Origin of the sequence: Microbacterium laevaniformans, from assembly GCF_016907555.1 — a bacterium.
Classification (GTDB): domain Bacteria; phylum Actinomycetota; class Actinomycetes; order Actinomycetales; family Microbacteriaceae; genus Microbacterium; species Microbacterium laevaniformans.
Genome location: NZ_JAFBCE010000001.1, coordinates 1,363,195 through 1,379,953, shown reverse-complemented (window position 1 = coordinate 1,379,953; position 16,759 = coordinate 1,363,195). Strand labels below are relative to the sequence as shown.

Here is a 16,759-nt window from a genome sequence, read left to right as displayed (position 1 = left end):
TCGGTCGGCCTCTCTTCGCAGATCAGGTCAGGTCAGACGGACTGGCCGACGCCCCAGAAGAAGTTCACGAGCGTGACGGACGCGCCGCAGATCACGGCAGCGCCGCAGGCGACAAGCACACCGAGCTTTCCCCTCGACGCGAGATGAGGGTTCGACGAGTTCGCTCCGTACCCCCATGCGACGGCGGCGATGATGAGTGCGAGCACGGCGAGGATGAGGCCGACAGTCATCACGGCGCCGACGATGACGCGGAGCTGCTCGATGCCGGGAAGTCCCGAACCGTTGGGTGCGATATCAATCACGGTCATGCTCCTTGTCTGGGCAGAATCGAACCTGCGTACAAGGTGCGCACGGCGTCCCCGCGATCGCGAACGGACGGTTACAGCTGCTGACCGATCCCGATGAGGAAGTTCATCCACGCAACGCCTGCGCCGGCGAGTGCCGCCGCGCCTACGGCGACGAAGAGACCGGCACGGGACCGCATGGCTGACTGGTAGTTGCCGCTCGATGCAGCGATCGCCCAGGAGACCGCGCAGATCAGAATTGCGAGCACAGCGAAGACCAGCACGTACATGAGGAGAGCACCGACGATCGCGCGAAGGTCGCCCGCGCCTCCGACGGCGCCGAAGTCAGGGAATACATCCAAAACGATCACCTCGCGACTGTCGCGACGCACGTGGAGGCGTCGGATTCTGCGGACTCGAGCCCCGCAGCACGGTGATCGGAGAGCCAGGATGCCGCGTCGATCGCCGGCTGGAAGGAGCCACCGGGACGGATCTCCAGGTGAAGGTGAGTTCCGGTCGACTTGCCGGCAGAGCCGACATCCGCGATGTGCTGGCCGGCTTCGACTCGCTCGCCCACGCTCACATGGATTCCGGTGGGCCACATATGCGCGTAGGCGGAAGCGACGCGCATCCCGTCAATCGTGTGCTCGATGATCACCAACTGGCCGTACCCGGGAGATGGGCCGGCAAAGCTGACGACGCCGTCGGCCACCGCCATGATGGCGGTTCCGCCGGCGGCCGCATAGTCCGTGCCGGCGTGAAATGCCCGCTGTCCCGTTACCGGATCCGTCCGCCAGCCATATCCGCTGCTACGAACCCAAGTCCCGGTGGCGAGCGGGAAAACTATCCGCGTGCTCTCCGGCACAGACGCCAGCGGGAAATCGCTCTCTCCGGCGCTGGCGACCGGTTTGGTCAACGCCGCGATCACCGCCTCTGCCACGGGTTGGTAGTTCTGGTAGCGATCGGGAAACGCGGAGCGTTCGACGGCCTGTGCGGCCGACCCGGGATCCGCTGTTTCCCACCCCGCGATATCAAGGAGTCCCGCCGGCGACGGGTAGTTGGGGCCGTCTGTGCCACCGAAGAACGCGCGCGCCTGGTAGTTCGGGTCCATGAGCTCCTCGACGTCGCCCCACCCGGAAGTTGGTCGCATCTGGAAGAGACCGAGCGAGTCGTGGTCGCTACCGACGCCGTCGTTGGGCATGTCGAGCGATGCGGGGTGCGCGGCGTTCGCCAGCATCCTCAGTGTCGACTCCGTGAGCGCCGCCATCAATGCGATGAGCACGCCTTGCCTCCCGACGCCCTCGACTCCGCTGCCGACGGTGATGATCGTCGCAGCGTGCGTGAGCTGTGCACGGCGAAGGGTCACGGACACGCCGTCGCTCGTGGCCGCGGTGAGCTCGTCTGGCACCTCGGAGACGACGAGCTGGCCGGATGCCTGGCATGCCGCAAGAGCAGCAGGAGAAAAGACGAGCGGCACCGCGAGCATCCCCGCTACGGGGAGCAGAAAGAACGCCAGGACGAGCCCGATGATGATCTTCTTCATGTTCGGTGCTGGTCATCGAAGCGGGTTGTCGACTTCGGAGAGCCGAAGCAGATGACATTCGTCGAAGCTGGGCTCGCAGGCGATGAAGAGCGTGAATGCGATCGGCCGGGAGGTCTCCTGCGCGTCGGTGCCGACGACGCCCGCCCGATGACGCGTCCCCGAGATCGTGTACGCGATCGTGCCGGGCAGCAGGTCGTCCTCGGCGCCCTGTTCGAGAGCGTCGTCCCAGGATGCCGGGATGAAGACATCGTCGAACGTCAGCCACTGGCGCGTCCCGTAGGTGCGCAGCTGCGCCCAGGCGTCGGGTGTCGGGTAGTAGCTCCGCACGTCGGACGCGAGCGCGGCCGTCTCGAAGCCGGACGGATCGCCCGCGTCGACGACGACCTGTGCGTAGTCGGTCAGCTCGAACTCCGTCGTGTCCCACGTGATCAGGGCATCAGCGGCGTCACGAGCGAAGGCTTCAGCGTCCGTTGTCGAGAGAATCGCGGGGAGTGCGGTGCGCGACGGAGCCGGCGTCGAAGCACCTGGCGCGGACGCCGGAGTTGTCGGATCGTTCGTCGGCGCGACTGCGTCGGGGGAGGGGGCGAGGACGAGTCCGTAGAGTCCGACCCCGACCAATGCAGCGACTACGCCGAAGGTCACCGCGAGCAGGACAACGAGGCGTCGACGATGTGGACGTTGTGTGGTTGCCATCACGCGATCTCCCGTCCCAGCTGAGTGCGCGCACTGCGCAACTGAGTGAAGAACTCGACCGTGGATGCGAGGGTCCCCTCGAACTGCGCGAGTTGCTCGTCGGTCAGCTCGGTGGCGACGGCTGCGACGTCGAAGTGGGTCCACCACTGGTCGAGGTCCTCCCACACGCGCACGAACGCGCGCACCGGGAACACATGCGCTGAAGCGTTACGGGCCTTACGCGCGTTGCGGCCGCGCTTCGCTTCCTTGACCCGTGCGAGCGCCGCGTTCGCCAACTGCTCGAGTTCGTCGGGAGGGTCGAAATCCTCGGGCGCTTCGAAATCCTCGATCGTTCGCGGGGTCGGCCGAATGACTTCTCGTATCCGCGCGTGCGCGGCCGTCACGCTGCCGCCGTCGTCGATGAGCCGCAGCTCTTCGACCGCCATTTCCCTCAGCGCGGGGTCGGTGGCGGGGCTTGCCACGAGCCGCTGAAGCTCTGCGATGCGATCGAGCGTTGTGTACGACGCTTTTCCCGTCACCATCAACGCTGCCTGCAGACGGCTCTTTCCCGGCTTGAATTGCGGTGGTGCCACCGTGGCACCACCGTGGTTTCCGCCGGAAGCGCCGTCTCGGCTGAACTGCGTCACCGTCTGTCGGCGCTGCGCGTCCTCGGCGATGTACTCCTTCAACTCGGTGTACAGCGTCGTCGCCTCGGTGGGTGTGAGTGGCTTGTGGAGCACGTTCTCGGCCTGCTCGGCGAGCAGCTCCGAAAGGCGGTCAGAGACGCCGGATCTCACCCAGACCTTGATGGTCTTCTCTCCGAGTTGTTTCAGGGCTTCGAGTCGTCGGGCGCCGCAGACCAGGATGCCCTCGGGCGTCACGGTGACGGGCTGCAGGAGTCCGTCGCGGGTGATGGACGCGGCGAGCTCGTCGATGTCGCCGTACTCCTGGCGGTGCCGATTCCCGACGGTGATCGACGCGATCGATCGTTCGAGCTCGATGTGGCCGACTCTCGCGCTCATGGTCACTGCCTCGCCTTCTCGGCGGGCGCGGCGAGACTAACTGCAAGGACGAGGTCGTCATCCGTCAGCAGGGACCGGAGGGGTTCACCGAGGAGCAGCCGAAGCAGGATGCCGCGACCCGCAGTCGTGCAGGCGACTTCCGGCTCAGGGTTCCCGAGCACCGCGCGCAGAAGTCCGTTCCATGACGCGGAGGACAGGTCAAGGAGTGTGCGGCCGTGGATGTCGCGCCGGAGCGACTCCCACGCGGTCGCACGGGAGGACACCTCACTGAGGCGCGCGCAGATGTACTCCGTCGCGGTGCGGGCGGGCGTGCGGGCCCAGCCGAGGAGTGTGAGGAACGCGATCGCACTCTCGACCGCCTCGACGATGCCGGTTCCTTCTTGCGGATCCTCTGCCTCGTCATCGTCGCCGAAGGACTCCACGCGCAGCGCCGGGTGGTAGTCACTCAGCGGGTTCTCCCGATCGCTGAACCGCTCAGGGTCGTGGAACGTGGAGAACTCGGGGCGACGCGCCTGATAGACCGAGCACAGCAGCCCGTTCGCGCGCTCCTCGGCGATCATCGTCACCTGCACGGCCCGCGTCACGACTGCCCACGGATCATCCGCGTTCCGGACCGCGGCCGAGCGCATGGCATCGAACGCGGCGGCCCCGGCATCCCACGGGTCCAGGCCATGCTTGCGGGCCAGCTTCGCGTACCGCTTGACTGCGTGCGCCATGAGCGCCGCAGCTTCTCGGTCGTGTCGCCAGGCGCCGTGATCCTGCCCGGCGAGACGTTCCAGGAGCGCGCGAAGCCCCTCCGAACTCTCGAACTTGTTACGCTCGCGCACCGGCTCGTCCCCGGCGTCTGTCGGAGATGACGATGCGCCTGTCGCTGACCATGAACGCTTGCTGGCCATGGCAACCCGCTATCGACCGATCCCGGAGCGCCGGACCGCGCCATGCGCATGCCGCCCACTGCCGAACGCGGTTACGGGCGGCAGATGGAGCGCCCGGTCACGGATGGCGCTCCGTGTCGCCGCGACGCCTTGGGTAGGCAGCGCGCGGGCGCGGCGCGCGATGGATGCCTCGAGGTCGATGCCCTGCCCGGCGACACGGCCAGTGACCGCCGGTACGAGTTCTGTCGGTCGCATCCAGACGACTTCGCTACGCACGCGCTCGGAACCCGACATGCTGAGCGGCTGTGTTACCAGCGAGGGGTCGCCGTGTCGCGCGAACTCGGACACCTCGTCGCCGGCAGACCGGGCGGAGTGGGCAGGATCGTCGGCTGAGGCGCGGAATCGCACGTCGGGCCGGTGGTCCCGGTCGTACTCGTTCATGGCGTGGCCCCTTTCTAAAGGTCAGGTGTGCCGAGCGTCCCCGCAAACCATCGACCGACTGTCGACGGGTGGACTCCCGTGGCGCTCGCAATCTCTTTGTTCGACATCCCGCGCTGACGCATCAGCGCCGCGATGTCTCTACGCGCACCCTTCTCCGGAACGTCCGGATGCGGGTGGAGTTGCACGACTTCTGTGGATGGCGTCCGAGCAGCGGATGCTGTGGAGGAGTGAGGCATCCGGAACCTCTGGGTGAGCACGACGGTGAGGTGCGTGATCGCGAGCAGGACCAGCGGCGGTACCGCCGCGACGGATGCAGCGAGCAGCGGTGGGACGTCCGCGTCTGCGGCGACGACGGCATGGATCGCATTCGCAGCGACGGAGACCGCCGCGCCCGCGATCAGGAGCATCCACGGGTACCAAGCCTCCCGGCCACCTGCGAGCGCGACGACAGAGACCGTCCCCACGACGATGATCCCGTCGACGATCAGCGGCCACGCCCAGGCTTGGCTGGCGGCGATGCCCGAGCGATGTGCAAGATCGGCGAGGGCAGTGAATGACAGCCAGAAGGCACCGATCGCGATGAACACCGTGCCCGCCACCGCCGTCCACACGGCGAGACGTCCCGATCGGATTGGCGCACTCTCGGAGATCATGAGATCACGCGCCCCTTCATCGACGGCGCGGTTCCGCGGGTGCGAAAGGGTGGTGTCGTCCCCACCACCGTTCGATACGCGGATCGGATAGTGGTGAGGATCTCGGCCTCGGGAAGGCCGACGCGCACCGCGGCGGGGCCGAGAACAGCTCGGGCGTTGTCATCGGGCACGCCGTTCTCCGCCAGGCGGCACGCCGCCCAGTAGAGCGCGCGGTTGCGCTCGCCCTCCATCCGCGTGCCAAGCCAGCCAGCGATCCGGTCTGCGTCGACATCCCGCTGGGCAGAGTTGGCAGTGCTCGGCGGGGGATCCGGTCGGGGGTCGAGGAATTGCCGAAGGGCAGCCGCGTCGAGCGGCACTGCGCCGGGGCGCCCCGCGCCGATCATCTCGTAACTCGACCTGTTGCCTTCGAACATCACCCGCGACGGTGGGACGATCACATAGCCGCCCTCACCACGGAAATCGATGCCACACCTCGCCGCCTGCCACGACGGCTGAGGTCTCTGCGGATCTGCGGGGTAGTACGCATGCATGCCGCCGGATGCTGTCTTCACCAGAACCTGCCAGCGGTCCACGAGACCCTCCCGGCGGGCGAGCTCGAACGGGCCGAACCCGCGCACGCGACCGTGCACATCGATGTCGACGACCTCGAGTCCGGATCGGGAGCCGGTCGGCATCCCGATGTTCGCGTCGGGCCATCGCGCCCACCACCCTCTGACCTGCTCGATATCTGAGGTCGCGTCGTGGAAGCCGTGTTGCGTCAGCGGACGCTTCTCAGCGGCCTTGCATGGAAATACCGGTACCCCGGCGTCCGCGAATCGTGCGGCTCCCTCCCCGGGAGGAAGCCCCAGAACCGAGGCAAACAGCGCTGCGGTGTCCATCAGAGCACCGGCCCAGCCGCTGCGGAGCGGGAGACGCGTCGCCGGGGAGATCCCGTGTAGGGGCTGGCATCGTAAGGTCGATCCCACGGTCGCCCCGGCGGCGCCTCTCTCGTCAGGCCCGGCGGATCACCGGCTCCCACCTGAGCCGTATGCAGCTGAGCAAGAATCGCGACCGCGGTCGCCCGCACGCGCTCACCCGTTGCCTGAACGACCTCGACCGGTGTCTTCCCGTCGACGGAGGTCGCCCAGGTCGAGACGTACGGGATTGTGTAGCTCGACGTGTCGAGCCCGTGCGCCGCGCCGATCATCAGCGCGACAGATTCGGCCTCCACCTCGCCGATTCCCCGATGAAGGGATGCCTCGGGATGATCGGGGCCGTGGAGCTCCACGTGAGCGAGTTCGTGAGCGAGGGTCTTCGCGCGCGCGGCGGGATCGATGTCGCCTCGGACGGCGACGCTCCGCGTGAGGTAATCGGTCATGCCGTTCGCTCCTCCCAGCTCCCGATCACTGTTGACAAGGCGCAACGAGTAGCCCATGGCGTGCACGAGCGTCGCGAGGCCGTCCCACATTCCCGGTGGCGCCTCACCCTCCAGCAGCTGTGGTCGGGGTTCCTCCGGGATCGGCGCACCGCTGGTCTGGGAGGCATCCCAGACGTACGCCGGGCGCACGCCCACCAAGCGCGACTGCACCGCCTCGCCTCCCTGGGGAGCCGCGCGTGGCGCGAGCCGGCGCCACGACTGGGCGATCTGCGGAGTGCGCGAAGCGAATCGGCCGACGACGGGCGCGAGGATCATGTAGCCGGACTGGCCGCGATCGACGGATCGCCCCAGCGTCAGCCACTGCCGGAAGCCAGCGACGTATGTCGGCATGGGGGCGGAGACCCTGCCCTGCTCGAACGCGGCTGCATGCTGCATCCAGATGAGCAGGGTGTTGTTGAACGAGCGGGAGCGAAACCGCGCCGCAAACGCGAGAGCGCGGTTCCAGTCGTCGCCCGTCACGAGGTCGGCTACCGCATCAGAAAGCTGAGCGTGCAGCCGGTCGAGCTTGGCCGCTGTGACGTCGTCGCCGGATCTCTGGTGAGCCATTGCGTGGTCCCCTCTTTCGCAGCCGCATGTGGCGGCTTCAACAGCAGAGGTACGTCTTGACTCACCGTTGAGGTCGTCACCGTGTCGGCGGCAAACGGGGGAGGGCGCAAGATCTGTGTGCGTACATAGGTGCAAGATACGCCTGATGTGCTGAAATAGATAGCAACGAGCGCGTTAGGCGTAGCGATAGCCTGTCGTCGTGGGTAGACGTTCCCAGGGCGAGGCCGGTGCGTGGTCAATGGACCTGGTGCGCGCGATTTCGACTCTTCGCGACGCGGCAGGCATGACCAATCAGGAGCTGATTGAGCGCTCCGAGATGTCGGCGAGCTACTTCTACGGGCGTTTGCGGGGCGCGGCGCCGTTCGACGCGAACGACATAGAGAAGCTCGCTCAAGCTTTGGGAACCCATCCGCACGAGATCTCTCGTGTCGCAGCATCCATCGGCGACGCTCGAGAGATCGAACCCATCCTCGACGCGGACGCGACGGAACTCGCGCGCAGGTTGTCCGCGGTATCGCGTGCGCCACGCTTGGACGGATCCGCATTCGATGTCGACGGTCTCGTCAGCGAACTCGCCGAACGTGGGGTCGCGCTGGACCGTGACGAGTGGGCGACACTGCTCGCGGGGGACTCGAGCACACCTATTCGTGTGAGGGTGCTTGAAGGCGTCGGGGCTTACGCCGGCGTCCCGACGGCGTACCTGCTCGACCTGGATGATGCTGCCGCAGTAGAAGCCGCGGAGGCGAACTTCGAGTTCCGCGAGGCGCTGAAGGCATCCGGAGCGGACTCCGTGTCAGCGCGGGCCGTCGGTGAAATCTCGCCTGCCGCGCTCCGCGCCATAGCACAGACCCTTCGTTCGATCTCTGCGCAGTAAAGTATTCACCTGACCTCGACTGCGCATTGGCGTACAGTGGGGACCATTCGAGCGATCGCTGTGTCGAGATCGTGATCGGAGGTCAGGCGTCATGAGCTACCGCGCTTCTCGAGATCATGAAGAGTTGCGCGCCCGCGCAGAAGCCCAGCTTGAACGCCTTGATCTCCCAGGTGATGTCGAACTGGAAGACATCGTCCGACAAGTCGCCAGGGCGACAGGCAAGAGGATTGACGTCGAACCCGTCGGCGATCGCGACTGGGAGAACATCACCGGTCTGGTTCTGTTGACGGCAGACTCCGCCAAGATCCTGGTGCGCAAGTCCGACCCTCGCTGGTACCAGTTCCACACGGTGCTGCACGAGCTGTCGCACGTCGTGTTCGAGCACAAAGGATGTGCGACTTTGCCCGTCAAGCATCCCGGATCTCGCCATGTACGCGCCGGTCAGACCGTGCTCGCGCGAGGCATCGTCACCCCGGACTTCGAACTCGACCTGGACTTCGCCGACACCGAATTGGTGATCGAAGCCGAGGCGGAGAAGTTGTCACAGCTCCTGTCACGGTTGCTCCTTCAGCCTCGCCACGGACACGACGAGGCGGTGTTCGGCTGATGACGCTCAGCATCGAGGCTGTCGCGTTTCTCGCGCTGCTGGTGCTCACGCTCATCCGGCTACCGTCCGCCATCCGCGAGCCCTCGAGCAGGCTTACCTGGATCGCCACGATCACGGGACTTGCAGCCGTGTTCATGGTCGGAGTGGTCGTTCCGTTGCCGATCGTTGACGGCTGGCTCGGCGGAACGAACGTCGCGAACCTCATCCAGAACATCCTCGCGACAACGGCTTTCTGGTTCGTCATGCAGGCGGCTCTCACGCTCGACGGCAGCAGGTTCAAGCCGCGCAGCCTCTGGGAGCTGCCCGCGATGTACCTCTCCTTCACCATCCCGTTCCTGCTGATCGCCGATCGTGGATCGACGACGGACGCGTTCGTCAAGGAGACGGCCGATCAGTTCGGGTTGTGGGCATACGCATCGCTCTACATGGGATGCGTCGTCCTGATCATGGCCCGGATGCTTCGCGGAGTCCGCGGACGGAAGCCGCGACCCTACATCCTCATCCGCATCGGCGCGTGGGCGATCCTCGTGGCGAGCCTTATCGAGATCGCCTATCTGAGCCTTCGCGTCGCCGGCCTGGGGCGGACGCCGAGCGTCGAAGCGATCGGAGCCCTGTTCACGATTCCGTTCTACGGCGGTGTCGTCCTGGTGTGCGCCGGCATCATCGTGTTCGCCGTCGCCCGCGCTGGCAGGAGATCGATGAACGCGACACTGGGACGGCTCCTTGCGAAGGCAAGCATCGACCGCGGGATGATCGTGAAGCCCGTTCCTGATGAGGATCCCGTACACGAGACATACCGTCTGGCAGTCCGTTTGACCGACGTCGCCAACAGTGAGGAGCTGACCACGCGTGAGCGAGTCCTGCTGCGGGCCGCGACCGAGATGCTCGATAGACAGATGCGAGCGCCGGCGGTGGTGCGGATGTCGAGCGCCGCAGGGGCGGTGAGCGCAACTTGAAGGTGTGCGGCGTTGTCGTCGCGATCCTTGGCGTGCTCGCAGCGGGTGCCGCAGTAGTGATCCGGATGCTGGCACGTCGCGTTGTCGGCGTTGAGCCGCGTCGCAAGACCGTGACCGTCCGTCGTGTAGGCGACGCGATCGAACTCCCGCGGAGCGACCTCACCATTGTCGACGGGAACTATGGCCTCTGGTTTGGGGAGCGATTCGAGCACCACGCGCTAATCGGGCCAGTGGTGTCGTCGGACGGAACACGCGTTACCCGTTTGCTGCTCAAGACGACCGCGCCGATGGACACGGAACCATTCGAGGCTCTGTGGACCGGCCACACCATGAGCGGGCCTGCCGAGATCGATCCCGATTGGGAGGACGTAACGGTGCCGTTGCGCGATGGCGCCTCGGCGCCGGCATGGCTCTTCCGGGGCACGTCGCTCGATGCGCCGTGGGTGATCCACGTTCAGGGCATCCGCACCTCCAGGCTCGTGACCCTGCGCTCCGTCGAGGTGGCGCAGACCGTCGGTCTGACTTCGCTCGCCATAACCTATCGAGGTTCCGGGGATGGGCCGCCGGCGTCCGCCTCGACGCTCGGGCAGCGCGAATGGACGGACTTGGCCGATGCAGTTGCCTATGCGCGTTCCCGCGGAGCTTCGTCCGTCTACGTGGTTGCGTGGTCGATGGGCGCGGGGCTCGCTCTCGAACTTCTGCGCCAAGATCCTGCGGCGTTCGACCGGCTTGCTCTGATAGCGCCTGCTACGAACTGGCGGGCGATAGTCCATAACGCCGTTCGGCGCGCGGGTCTCCCGCGCTCAGTCGCTCTCGTCTTGACCCGGCTACTTGAATCCCGCTTCGCGTGCCTTCTTCTGCGTCTGCCTGTACCGCTCGACTTCGACCGACTCTGTTGGAGTCGGGGCTTCACGATGAACTTGCCGACGATAGTGGTCCACTCCCGAGGAGACGAGGAGATCCCGTTCGAGCTCTCCCGTACCTTCGCCTTAGCAGGCGGAAACATCGCACTCGTGGAGACACGTCTCTCCCCACACGGGTGGGAGGCGAACGTCGATCCCGACACATTCGGCGCGGCGTTGAAGTCGTGGCTCAGCTGAACTACACGAACTATCCCTCACGTAGGGTTCCGCACCAGGAGCTTCGCGAACGGACAGGACGCATCGCGTGTTCCAACGCTGCTTTTGGCCGGGCCGAGAGCGCCGACCCGGTCCACCTCGGACAGGAGAATGAGGACGTTTCAAGGCACGGACTCTTGTGCGCGGTCTTCCGCCGCCGGCGCGACCGCCCAAACGTCCGACCTGTTGCCAAGTTCAACCTGCGAGCGCTGGACCCTCGAGCCACTAGCATCGGGTTGCAGGAAAACGTAGACACGTCCGAGCCAGGACGGTGGACGGGGAGATCGGCTCGATGGCAGAAGAACTGAGTGGGCTTTCGTGGGCACAGCAGCGGGTGCGTGACTTCCATGAGGAAGGTCACCATCCCGTTGCAGCACTTCCCACCGTGCTCGCCTCAGACCGAGTTGGCCGCCGAGTGGCGTGGATGCGAGAGGAGATCGACGAGTTCGAGCAGGCGAACACTGTCGTCGACCAGGCGGACGCCATCGTCGACCTAATGTACTTCGCGCTCGGGACACTCGTCGAGATGGGTGTCGAAGGCGAGCCTCTGTTTGAGATTGTTCATCGGGCAAACATGCGCAAGGTGTCTGGGGGCAGCGTGTCGACGCGTGCTGATGGCAAGATTCAGAAGCCCGCCGATTGGGTAACGCCGGAGGTCGAGATGGCGTCTGCAATCGTTATGGCTACTTCGCAATACAGTCTCGAGGTGGGCGCGCAAGACGGGTCCTGGGCTGCCATCAGTTCCATGATCGAGCCGCTAGTCGGCGCCGTTGACCGTCCAACTTCTGCCGTGTCGGACTTCGAGATAATTGGCGGTCCAATCGACACCGGACGTGACAACGCCGTGGACGATTTCCTGTCATACACGCTGATGAGTGAGGCCGACTTCCAGGACCACATCGACTTCTCCCTGACTGTGTATCCCGTCGTCGTGGCGGGGTTCCGGACCGGAGAGGTCTACCGCACCGATGACCCATTGCGTCGGTACGGCATTGTTGTGAAGCGTGTTGGAAATCGCGTGCTTTTGATCGACCCCTCGCCCGACGTGCTTGGCGCGCGGAGTGTGAACATCGACGACCTCTTCGTGGGAATGAAGTCGGCATTCGATGGCCTCCACCGGATTGGACCGGACGGTGACTAGGTTGGTTCCGGGCGAGAGCGCGCACGAGGTAGGTGGCAAGGCGCTCACACGGCTAATGCTGGCGATCGACGGCGAGCCGTGTCGATTTGGATGCACATATTGCTTCGCCCAGTTCGCTCAGTATGAGCAACCGAGGACGCTCTCTGAGCTCCAGGCGGAGCCCACGTTGGCGAGAGACGTCGACGTCATCTATCCCGCGTGTGATACCGACCTGTTTGCTCGGTCTGACTTCGAAGAGATCCTGCAGACGGTAGCTAAGTTTGGGAAGTCGATCAGTATCTCGACTAAGGCCTCCATCGGCCGCCGTGCCGTAGCTGCGCTCCAGGCCACCACTGTGCAGCTGGAGAAGTCCGGCGCTGTTCTGAAGGTGGGAGTCTCCGTTAGCACCAAGTACAGCGTCGCCGAAATCGAGCCACGAACTCCGGGGTACCGAAGCCGGGTCCGATCACTCGCGCAACTTAAGTCGGCGGGGATCGCCAACTCGCTGGTTTTTCGTCCGCTCTTGGCGGATGTGTCGGACAGAGAGTACGAAGAGATCATGCGTGACTGCGAGGGCCTAACGGAGCGCATCTTGCTCGGCGATGAGTGGCTAGACGCAGGTGACCGGTTCCGCGTAGCGCGAGGGGCTGATGCAACGCCGGTGATCTCAGTCCGATCGGTTGGCTGGGCTCGAAGCAACCCCGACTGGGCGCAGAGGTACATCCCCGGCCGCGCCCAAAGCCTTCAGTCGTACGGGGAGTCGCTTGGCTTCCGAGTGTTCGATTCCGACGCATCGTTGATGGGCGACGTCATTGGCTGACGGAGATGCGCTCGGCGCCGCAATCAACTCGGGATTCGGCGTTGCGACCGGAATCGTGCTCAACGTCGCGACACTTCTGGCCTTGGTCGTGTTGCTTGTCACCGCGCTCGCTGAGCTGAGAGATCGCTCCATCGAAGCCGGGTTTCTCGGTGGGCCCAAAGGGCGATGGACTCGCGGGTATCGGCGTCGTCGCGTGGCTGCGCTGTTGCCCGTGCTGGAGTCGCTCGGTATGGACGCCACTGCACAGAGGGCGATTCGGGAGGCGTCGAGTCAGCCGAAGAAGCCTACAAAGCCGATTGCGCGGCCGGATCTCGCCTTCGTAAACCGAGCATCGCGGTGGATTCGCGCTCTCGACTACCCGGTCTATGCCTATCACGGAACCCGCTACTACCTCGACCTGATGGGAGCGATCGACGGCCGTGCTGATCACGAGCAGGGCATCGATCAGATCTTCGATGCGTGGCTTGACAAGCTGCATCGAGAATCGGTGGTCGCTCGGCCAGACGTGCTGCTGGCCCCGAAGGACGGGAACGTGCTCCTGTGCAAGCAGCTCGCTGAGCGCATGCGGCTCCCGCTTATCCTCTGCAAAGGCGAAAAAGACAAGTCGCGCGTGATTGGGCCGGGCGGAGTAGTCCACGAAACCGACTTCGAAGGGTTACGGGCTTTTTGCGACCGCGAAGTGGAGCTACGTCCGGGGAGTGAGTCTCGCCCGTATCGGGCGATCATTGTCGACGACTCATGCAAGAACGGTGGCCAACTCCAATCTGCCGCCAATCGGTTCAATCAGCTTTCTGAGTCCGCCGAGTCGGGGCTAGCGCTCGCCTTCGAGCCGGTTGAAACTGCGGTGGTCCTATTCCGCTCGCTTGCGGGTGACGTCTCAGACAACGGCTTAGCAAGTGCCGGGCTCACGCTCCACTCGCTCGTCGCCGTCGGAGAGCCGCAATTGGAAGCACTGGTGAAGCAGAAGGTATCCGCCAAGCACATGATTCAATACAAGAACGACTCGTCGTGCGCACAATCCCGGTCGCTCTTCGGCGATGAGGTCAGCTATGTGTCAGAGCCAGTGAAGTCGCCCGACCAGGTCTCAGCGGGCTCGCCTGACGACGCGTCCTAAGCCGCGCCTCGGATTCGTCCGCCATCCCGCCATCGGCGGTGCGTCTCGGAAGTCTCTCGAGTGGCTACACGTCTTGCAGATCGAGGGCCGAGCCCGCGCAGCGGGCCCGGCTGAACCACCTCTCTGACGGAGGAGAGGCGGTGCCTGGTGTCGGTGTCGATGCGGGTGATGAGCGCGGGGGATGGGTACAAGTACCTCCTCCGCACCGTCGCCGCGGCCGACGGCGAGCGACCGCTCTCCACTCCGCTCACCCGCTACTACGCCGAGGCTGGCACCCCGCCGGGTCGTTGGCTCGGGAGCGGGCTGCCAGCGCTGGCTGACGGCCGAATCGACGCAGGATCACGGGTGTCGGAGGCTCAGCTCGAGTTGCTCCTGGGGATGGGTCGCGATCCCGGGACGGGCGCAGCGCTCGGTCGGGCTTACCCCGTGTACGCGGCATCCGATGCGAGCCCCGACCGCCCGAAGCCAGACTCCCCAGCGCCGACCCACCGCCGCGCCATCGCCGGCTACGACTTCACGTTCTCGCTACCGAAGTCGGCGTCGGTTCTCTGGGCTGTCGCCGACGCCAACACTCAAGCCACGATCGCTGCCGCGCATCACAAGGCGATCGGTGACGTGCTCGCCTTCATGGAGCGCGAACTCGCCGCGACACGAGCCGGCGAAGCGGGCCGTGACGGCGCTGTCGCGCAGGTCGAGGTCCAAGGCCTGATCGCCTCAGCGTTCGATCACTTCGACTCGCGCGCGGGCGACCCGCAACTGCACACGCACGTCGTGGTGAGCAACAAGGTGCGAACGGCGTTCGACGGCAAGTGGCGCTCGCTCGACGGACGCCCGCTGCACGCGGCGACGGTTGCGCTGTCCGAGCTGCACACAGCCGTGTTCGCCGACCACCTGTCGCGTGCGCTCGGCGTCCACTGGGAGCGGCGCGAGCGCGAAGCCGACCGCAACCCGGTCTGGGCCATCGCAACTGTTCCTGAGCATCTCGTCGCCGAGTTCTCCTCTCGCTCGCGTCACATCGACATCGAGAAGGACCGGCTCATCGACGAGTACATCGCCACTCACGGCCGCGCGCCGTCGAAGGTGACGATCATCCGCCTGCGTCAGCAGGCGACGCTCGCGACGCGTCCCGAGAAGCAGCTCCGATCGCTCGCCGATCTCACGCACGAGTGGCGCACCCGCGCGAGTCGTCTGCTCGGTCGCGACGCGACCGCCTGGTCGCGCACAGCCGTGAACCACCAGGACACCCTGAAGCCGCTGCGTGCCGAGGACATCGAGCGCGGCATCCTGAACCAGCTCGCCGAGCGCGTCGTCCAAGCCGCCAGCGAGCGCCGTTCCACATGGACCCGTTGGAACCTCTACGCCGAAGCCGCGCGTCAGACGATGGGGTGGCGCTTCGCCGCGACCGAGGACCGCGAGGCGATCGTCGGCATGATCACGGATGCCGCAGAGCAGCGCTCCACACGCCTCACGCCCCCCGAGCTCGCCGTCTCGCCCGCCGATTTCCAGCGCGCCGATGAGACGAGCGTCTTCCGCCCACGCAACTCCGCGCGCTACTCCTCGATTGCGCTGCTGGATGCCGAGGAGCGACTGCTCGCCGCTTCGCACGCGTCCGATGCGCCGGTGGTCAGCGCGGCAACTCTCGAGCGCGCGGAGCGTGCGCGCCGCAACCACGGGATTGTCCTTGGTGAGGATCAGCGCGCGGCACTCCACTCGATCGCAACCTCCGCTCGCTCGCTCGACGTGCTGATCGGACCGGCCGGTGCCGGCAAGACGACCGCGATGCACGCTCTCCGGCTCGCGTGGGAGCACGAGCACGGCCGCGGCTCGGTCATCGGGCTCGCACCGTCCGCGGCCGCCGCGCGCGAACTTGCCGACGACCTCGGCATCGCGACCGAGAACACCGCCAAGTGGCTGCACGAGCACCGCCACGGCAGAGCAAGCGTCGGCGCGGGTCAGCTCGTCATCATCGACGAGGCATCCCTCGCCGGCACCCTAACCCTCGATCGCATCAGCACGCTGGCGACGCAGGCGGTGGCGAAGGTGCTCCTGGTGGGGGACTGGGCGCAACTGCAGTCGGTCGACGCCGGCGGCGCGTTCCGGATGCTCGTCGAAGCGCGCTCCGATGCGCCTGAGCTCGCCGACGTGCACCGCTTTCGCAATGCGTGGGAGAAGAAGGCATCCCTCGACCTTCGCAACGGGCGACTGCACGCCCTCGACGCGTACGGCGCGCACGACCGGATCGTCGGTGGCGACGCTGACGCAATGGCGGATGCCGCGTACAGCGCCTGGCTCCAAGACAACGCTTCCGGCATGTCGTCGGTGCTCGTCGCCGAGACGGGCGAGGCGGTGGCCACGCTCAACCGGCGGGCGCGCGCCGAGCTGATCCTCTCCGGCGTGGTGGATGCCTCGGCCGAAGCCTCGCTGCGGGATGAGTCCGCAGCATCCATCGGCGATGTCGTCATCACTCGCAAGAACGACCGCAGCCTGCGCTCGGGACGCGACTGGGTCCGCAATGGAGCGCGGTGGAAGGTCGTCGCGGTTCGTCGCGACGGCTCGCTGCGCGTGCAGAACACCGATCACGCCTCCGCCCGACCGATCACGCTCCCGCCCGAGTACGTGGCCGAGAACGTCGACCTCGGCTAGCCGAGGTTCCGTAAACGCACCTACCTCTCACGAGAGCAGGAAGGTGGGCCGGAG

At 65.9% G+C, this 16,759-nt stretch carries 18 protein-coding genes; 8 read left to right on the top strand and 10 right to left on the bottom strand.

All coding sequences use genetic code 11. The features are described 5' to 3' along the window. Nucleotides 1–32: 32 nt before the first annotated feature. The 10 genes from JOE53_RS06430 to JOE53_RS14680 form a co-directional block, all read right to left on the bottom strand. Nucleotides 33–308 (bottom strand): DUF6112 family protein, encoded by a 276-nt coding sequence (locus tag JOE53_RS06430; protein ID WP_204947185.1) that lies wholly within the window; start codon nt 306–308, stop codon nt 33–35. Nucleotides 309–379: 71 nt separating this feature from the next. Further along, on the bottom strand, nt 380–646 hold the full coding sequence (locus JOE53_RS06425; protein ID WP_204947184.1) for a DUF6112 family protein: 267 nt from the start codon (nt 644–646) through the stop codon (nt 380–382). 5 nt (nt 647–651) lie between these two features. After that, nucleotides 652–1,827 (bottom strand): M23 family metallopeptidase, encoded by a 1,176-nt coding sequence (locus JOE53_RS06420; protein WP_204947183.1) that lies wholly within the window; start codon nt 1,825–1,827, stop codon nt 652–654. 12 nt (nt 1,828–1,839) lie between these two features. Continuing rightward, complete coding sequence (locus JOE53_RS06415) at nt 1,840–2,520, bottom strand: hypothetical protein (protein WP_204947181.1); 681 nt, start codon at nt 2,518–2,520, stop codon at nt 1,840–1,842. Beyond that, nucleotides 2,520–3,521 carry a ParB N-terminal domain-containing protein gene (locus JOE53_RS06410; RefSeq protein WP_204947179.1) on the bottom strand — a complete coding sequence of 334 codons (1,002 nt, stop codon included), beginning with the start codon at nt 3,519–3,521 and terminating at the stop codon, nt 2,520–2,522. Before JOE53_RS06410 ends, JOE53_RS06415 begins: the two co-directional genes overlap by 1 nt. Nucleotides 3,522–3,523: 2 nt before the next feature. After that, nucleotides 3,524–4,237 (bottom strand): hypothetical protein, encoded by a 714-nt coding sequence (locus JOE53_RS06405; protein ID WP_233449502.1) that lies wholly within the window; start codon nt 4,235–4,237, stop codon nt 3,524–3,526. Between the two features lie 189 nt (nt 4,238–4,426). Then, a complete protein-coding gene (locus JOE53_RS06400; protein ID WP_204947176.1) occupies nt 4,427–4,837 on the bottom strand; it encodes a hypothetical protein in 411 nt (136 codons plus the stop codon). Between the two features lie 14 nt (nt 4,838–4,851). Beyond that, complete coding sequence (locus JOE53_RS06395; protein WP_204947174.1) at nt 4,852–5,490, bottom strand: DUF2637 domain-containing protein; 639 nt, start codon at nt 5,488–5,490, stop codon at nt 4,852–4,854. Then, entirely contained in the window at nt 5,487–6,368 is an 882-nt protein-coding gene (locus JOE53_RS06390) for a bifunctional DNA primase/polymerase (RefSeq protein ID WP_204947172.1), read from the bottom strand. Before JOE53_RS06390 ends, JOE53_RS06395 begins: the two co-directional genes overlap by 4 nt. Then, a complete protein-coding gene (locus JOE53_RS14680) occupies nt 6,368–7,453 on the bottom strand; it encodes an ArdC-like ssDNA-binding domain-containing protein (protein ID WP_233449501.1) in 1,086 nt (361 codons plus the stop codon). The genes JOE53_RS06390 and JOE53_RS14680 overlap by 1 nt, the downstream gene beginning before the upstream one ends. Nucleotides 7,454–7,652: 199 nt before the next feature. On the opposite strand from JOE53_RS14680, the gene JOE53_RS06380 reads away from it, so the two are divergent. From JOE53_RS06380 to mobF, 8 genes are all read left to right on the top strand, one after another. Then, the gene (locus tag JOE53_RS06380; protein WP_204947169.1) at nt 7,653–8,327 is read left to right on the top strand and encodes a helix-turn-helix domain-containing protein; all 675 of its coding nucleotides are present in this window, start codon (nt 7,653–7,655) and stop codon (nt 8,325–8,327) included. Between the two features lie 91 nt (nt 8,328–8,418). After that, nucleotides 8,419–8,934 (top strand): hypothetical protein, encoded by a 516-nt coding sequence (locus JOE53_RS06375; RefSeq protein WP_204947167.1) that lies wholly within the window; start codon nt 8,419–8,421, stop codon nt 8,932–8,934. Then, entirely contained in the window at nt 8,934–9,890 is a 957-nt protein-coding gene (locus tag JOE53_RS06370) for a hypothetical protein (RefSeq protein ID WP_204947166.1), read from the top strand. Before JOE53_RS06375 ends, JOE53_RS06370 begins: the two co-directional genes overlap by 1 nt. Before the next feature lie 2 nt (nt 9,891–9,892). Beyond that, on the top strand, nt 9,893–10,990 hold the full coding sequence (locus JOE53_RS06365) for an alpha/beta hydrolase family protein (RefSeq protein WP_271170976.1): 1,098 nt from the start codon (nt 9,893–9,895) through the stop codon (nt 10,988–10,990). Nucleotides 10,991–11,279: 289 nt separating this feature from the next. Continuing rightward, a complete protein-coding gene (locus JOE53_RS06360; protein ID WP_204947164.1) occupies nt 11,280–12,149 on the top strand; it encodes a pyrophosphohydrolase domain-containing protein in 870 nt (289 codons plus the stop codon). Next, a complete protein-coding gene (locus JOE53_RS06355; protein ID WP_204947162.1) occupies nt 12,115–12,948 on the top strand; it encodes a radical SAM family protein in 834 nt (277 codons plus the stop codon). The genes JOE53_RS06360 and JOE53_RS06355 overlap by 35 nt, the downstream gene beginning before the upstream one ends. Then, entirely contained in the window at nt 12,941–14,062 is a 1,122-nt protein-coding gene (locus JOE53_RS06350; RefSeq protein ID WP_204947160.1) for a hypothetical protein, read from the top strand. The genes JOE53_RS06355 and JOE53_RS06350 overlap by 8 nt, the downstream gene beginning before the upstream one ends. 159 nt (nt 14,063–14,221) lie before the next feature. Beyond that, entirely contained in the window at nt 14,222–16,705 is a 2,484-nt protein-coding gene (gene mobF, locus JOE53_RS06345; protein ID WP_204948185.1) for a MobF family relaxase, read from the top strand. The last annotated feature ends 54 nt before the right edge of the window (nt 16,706–16,759 follow it).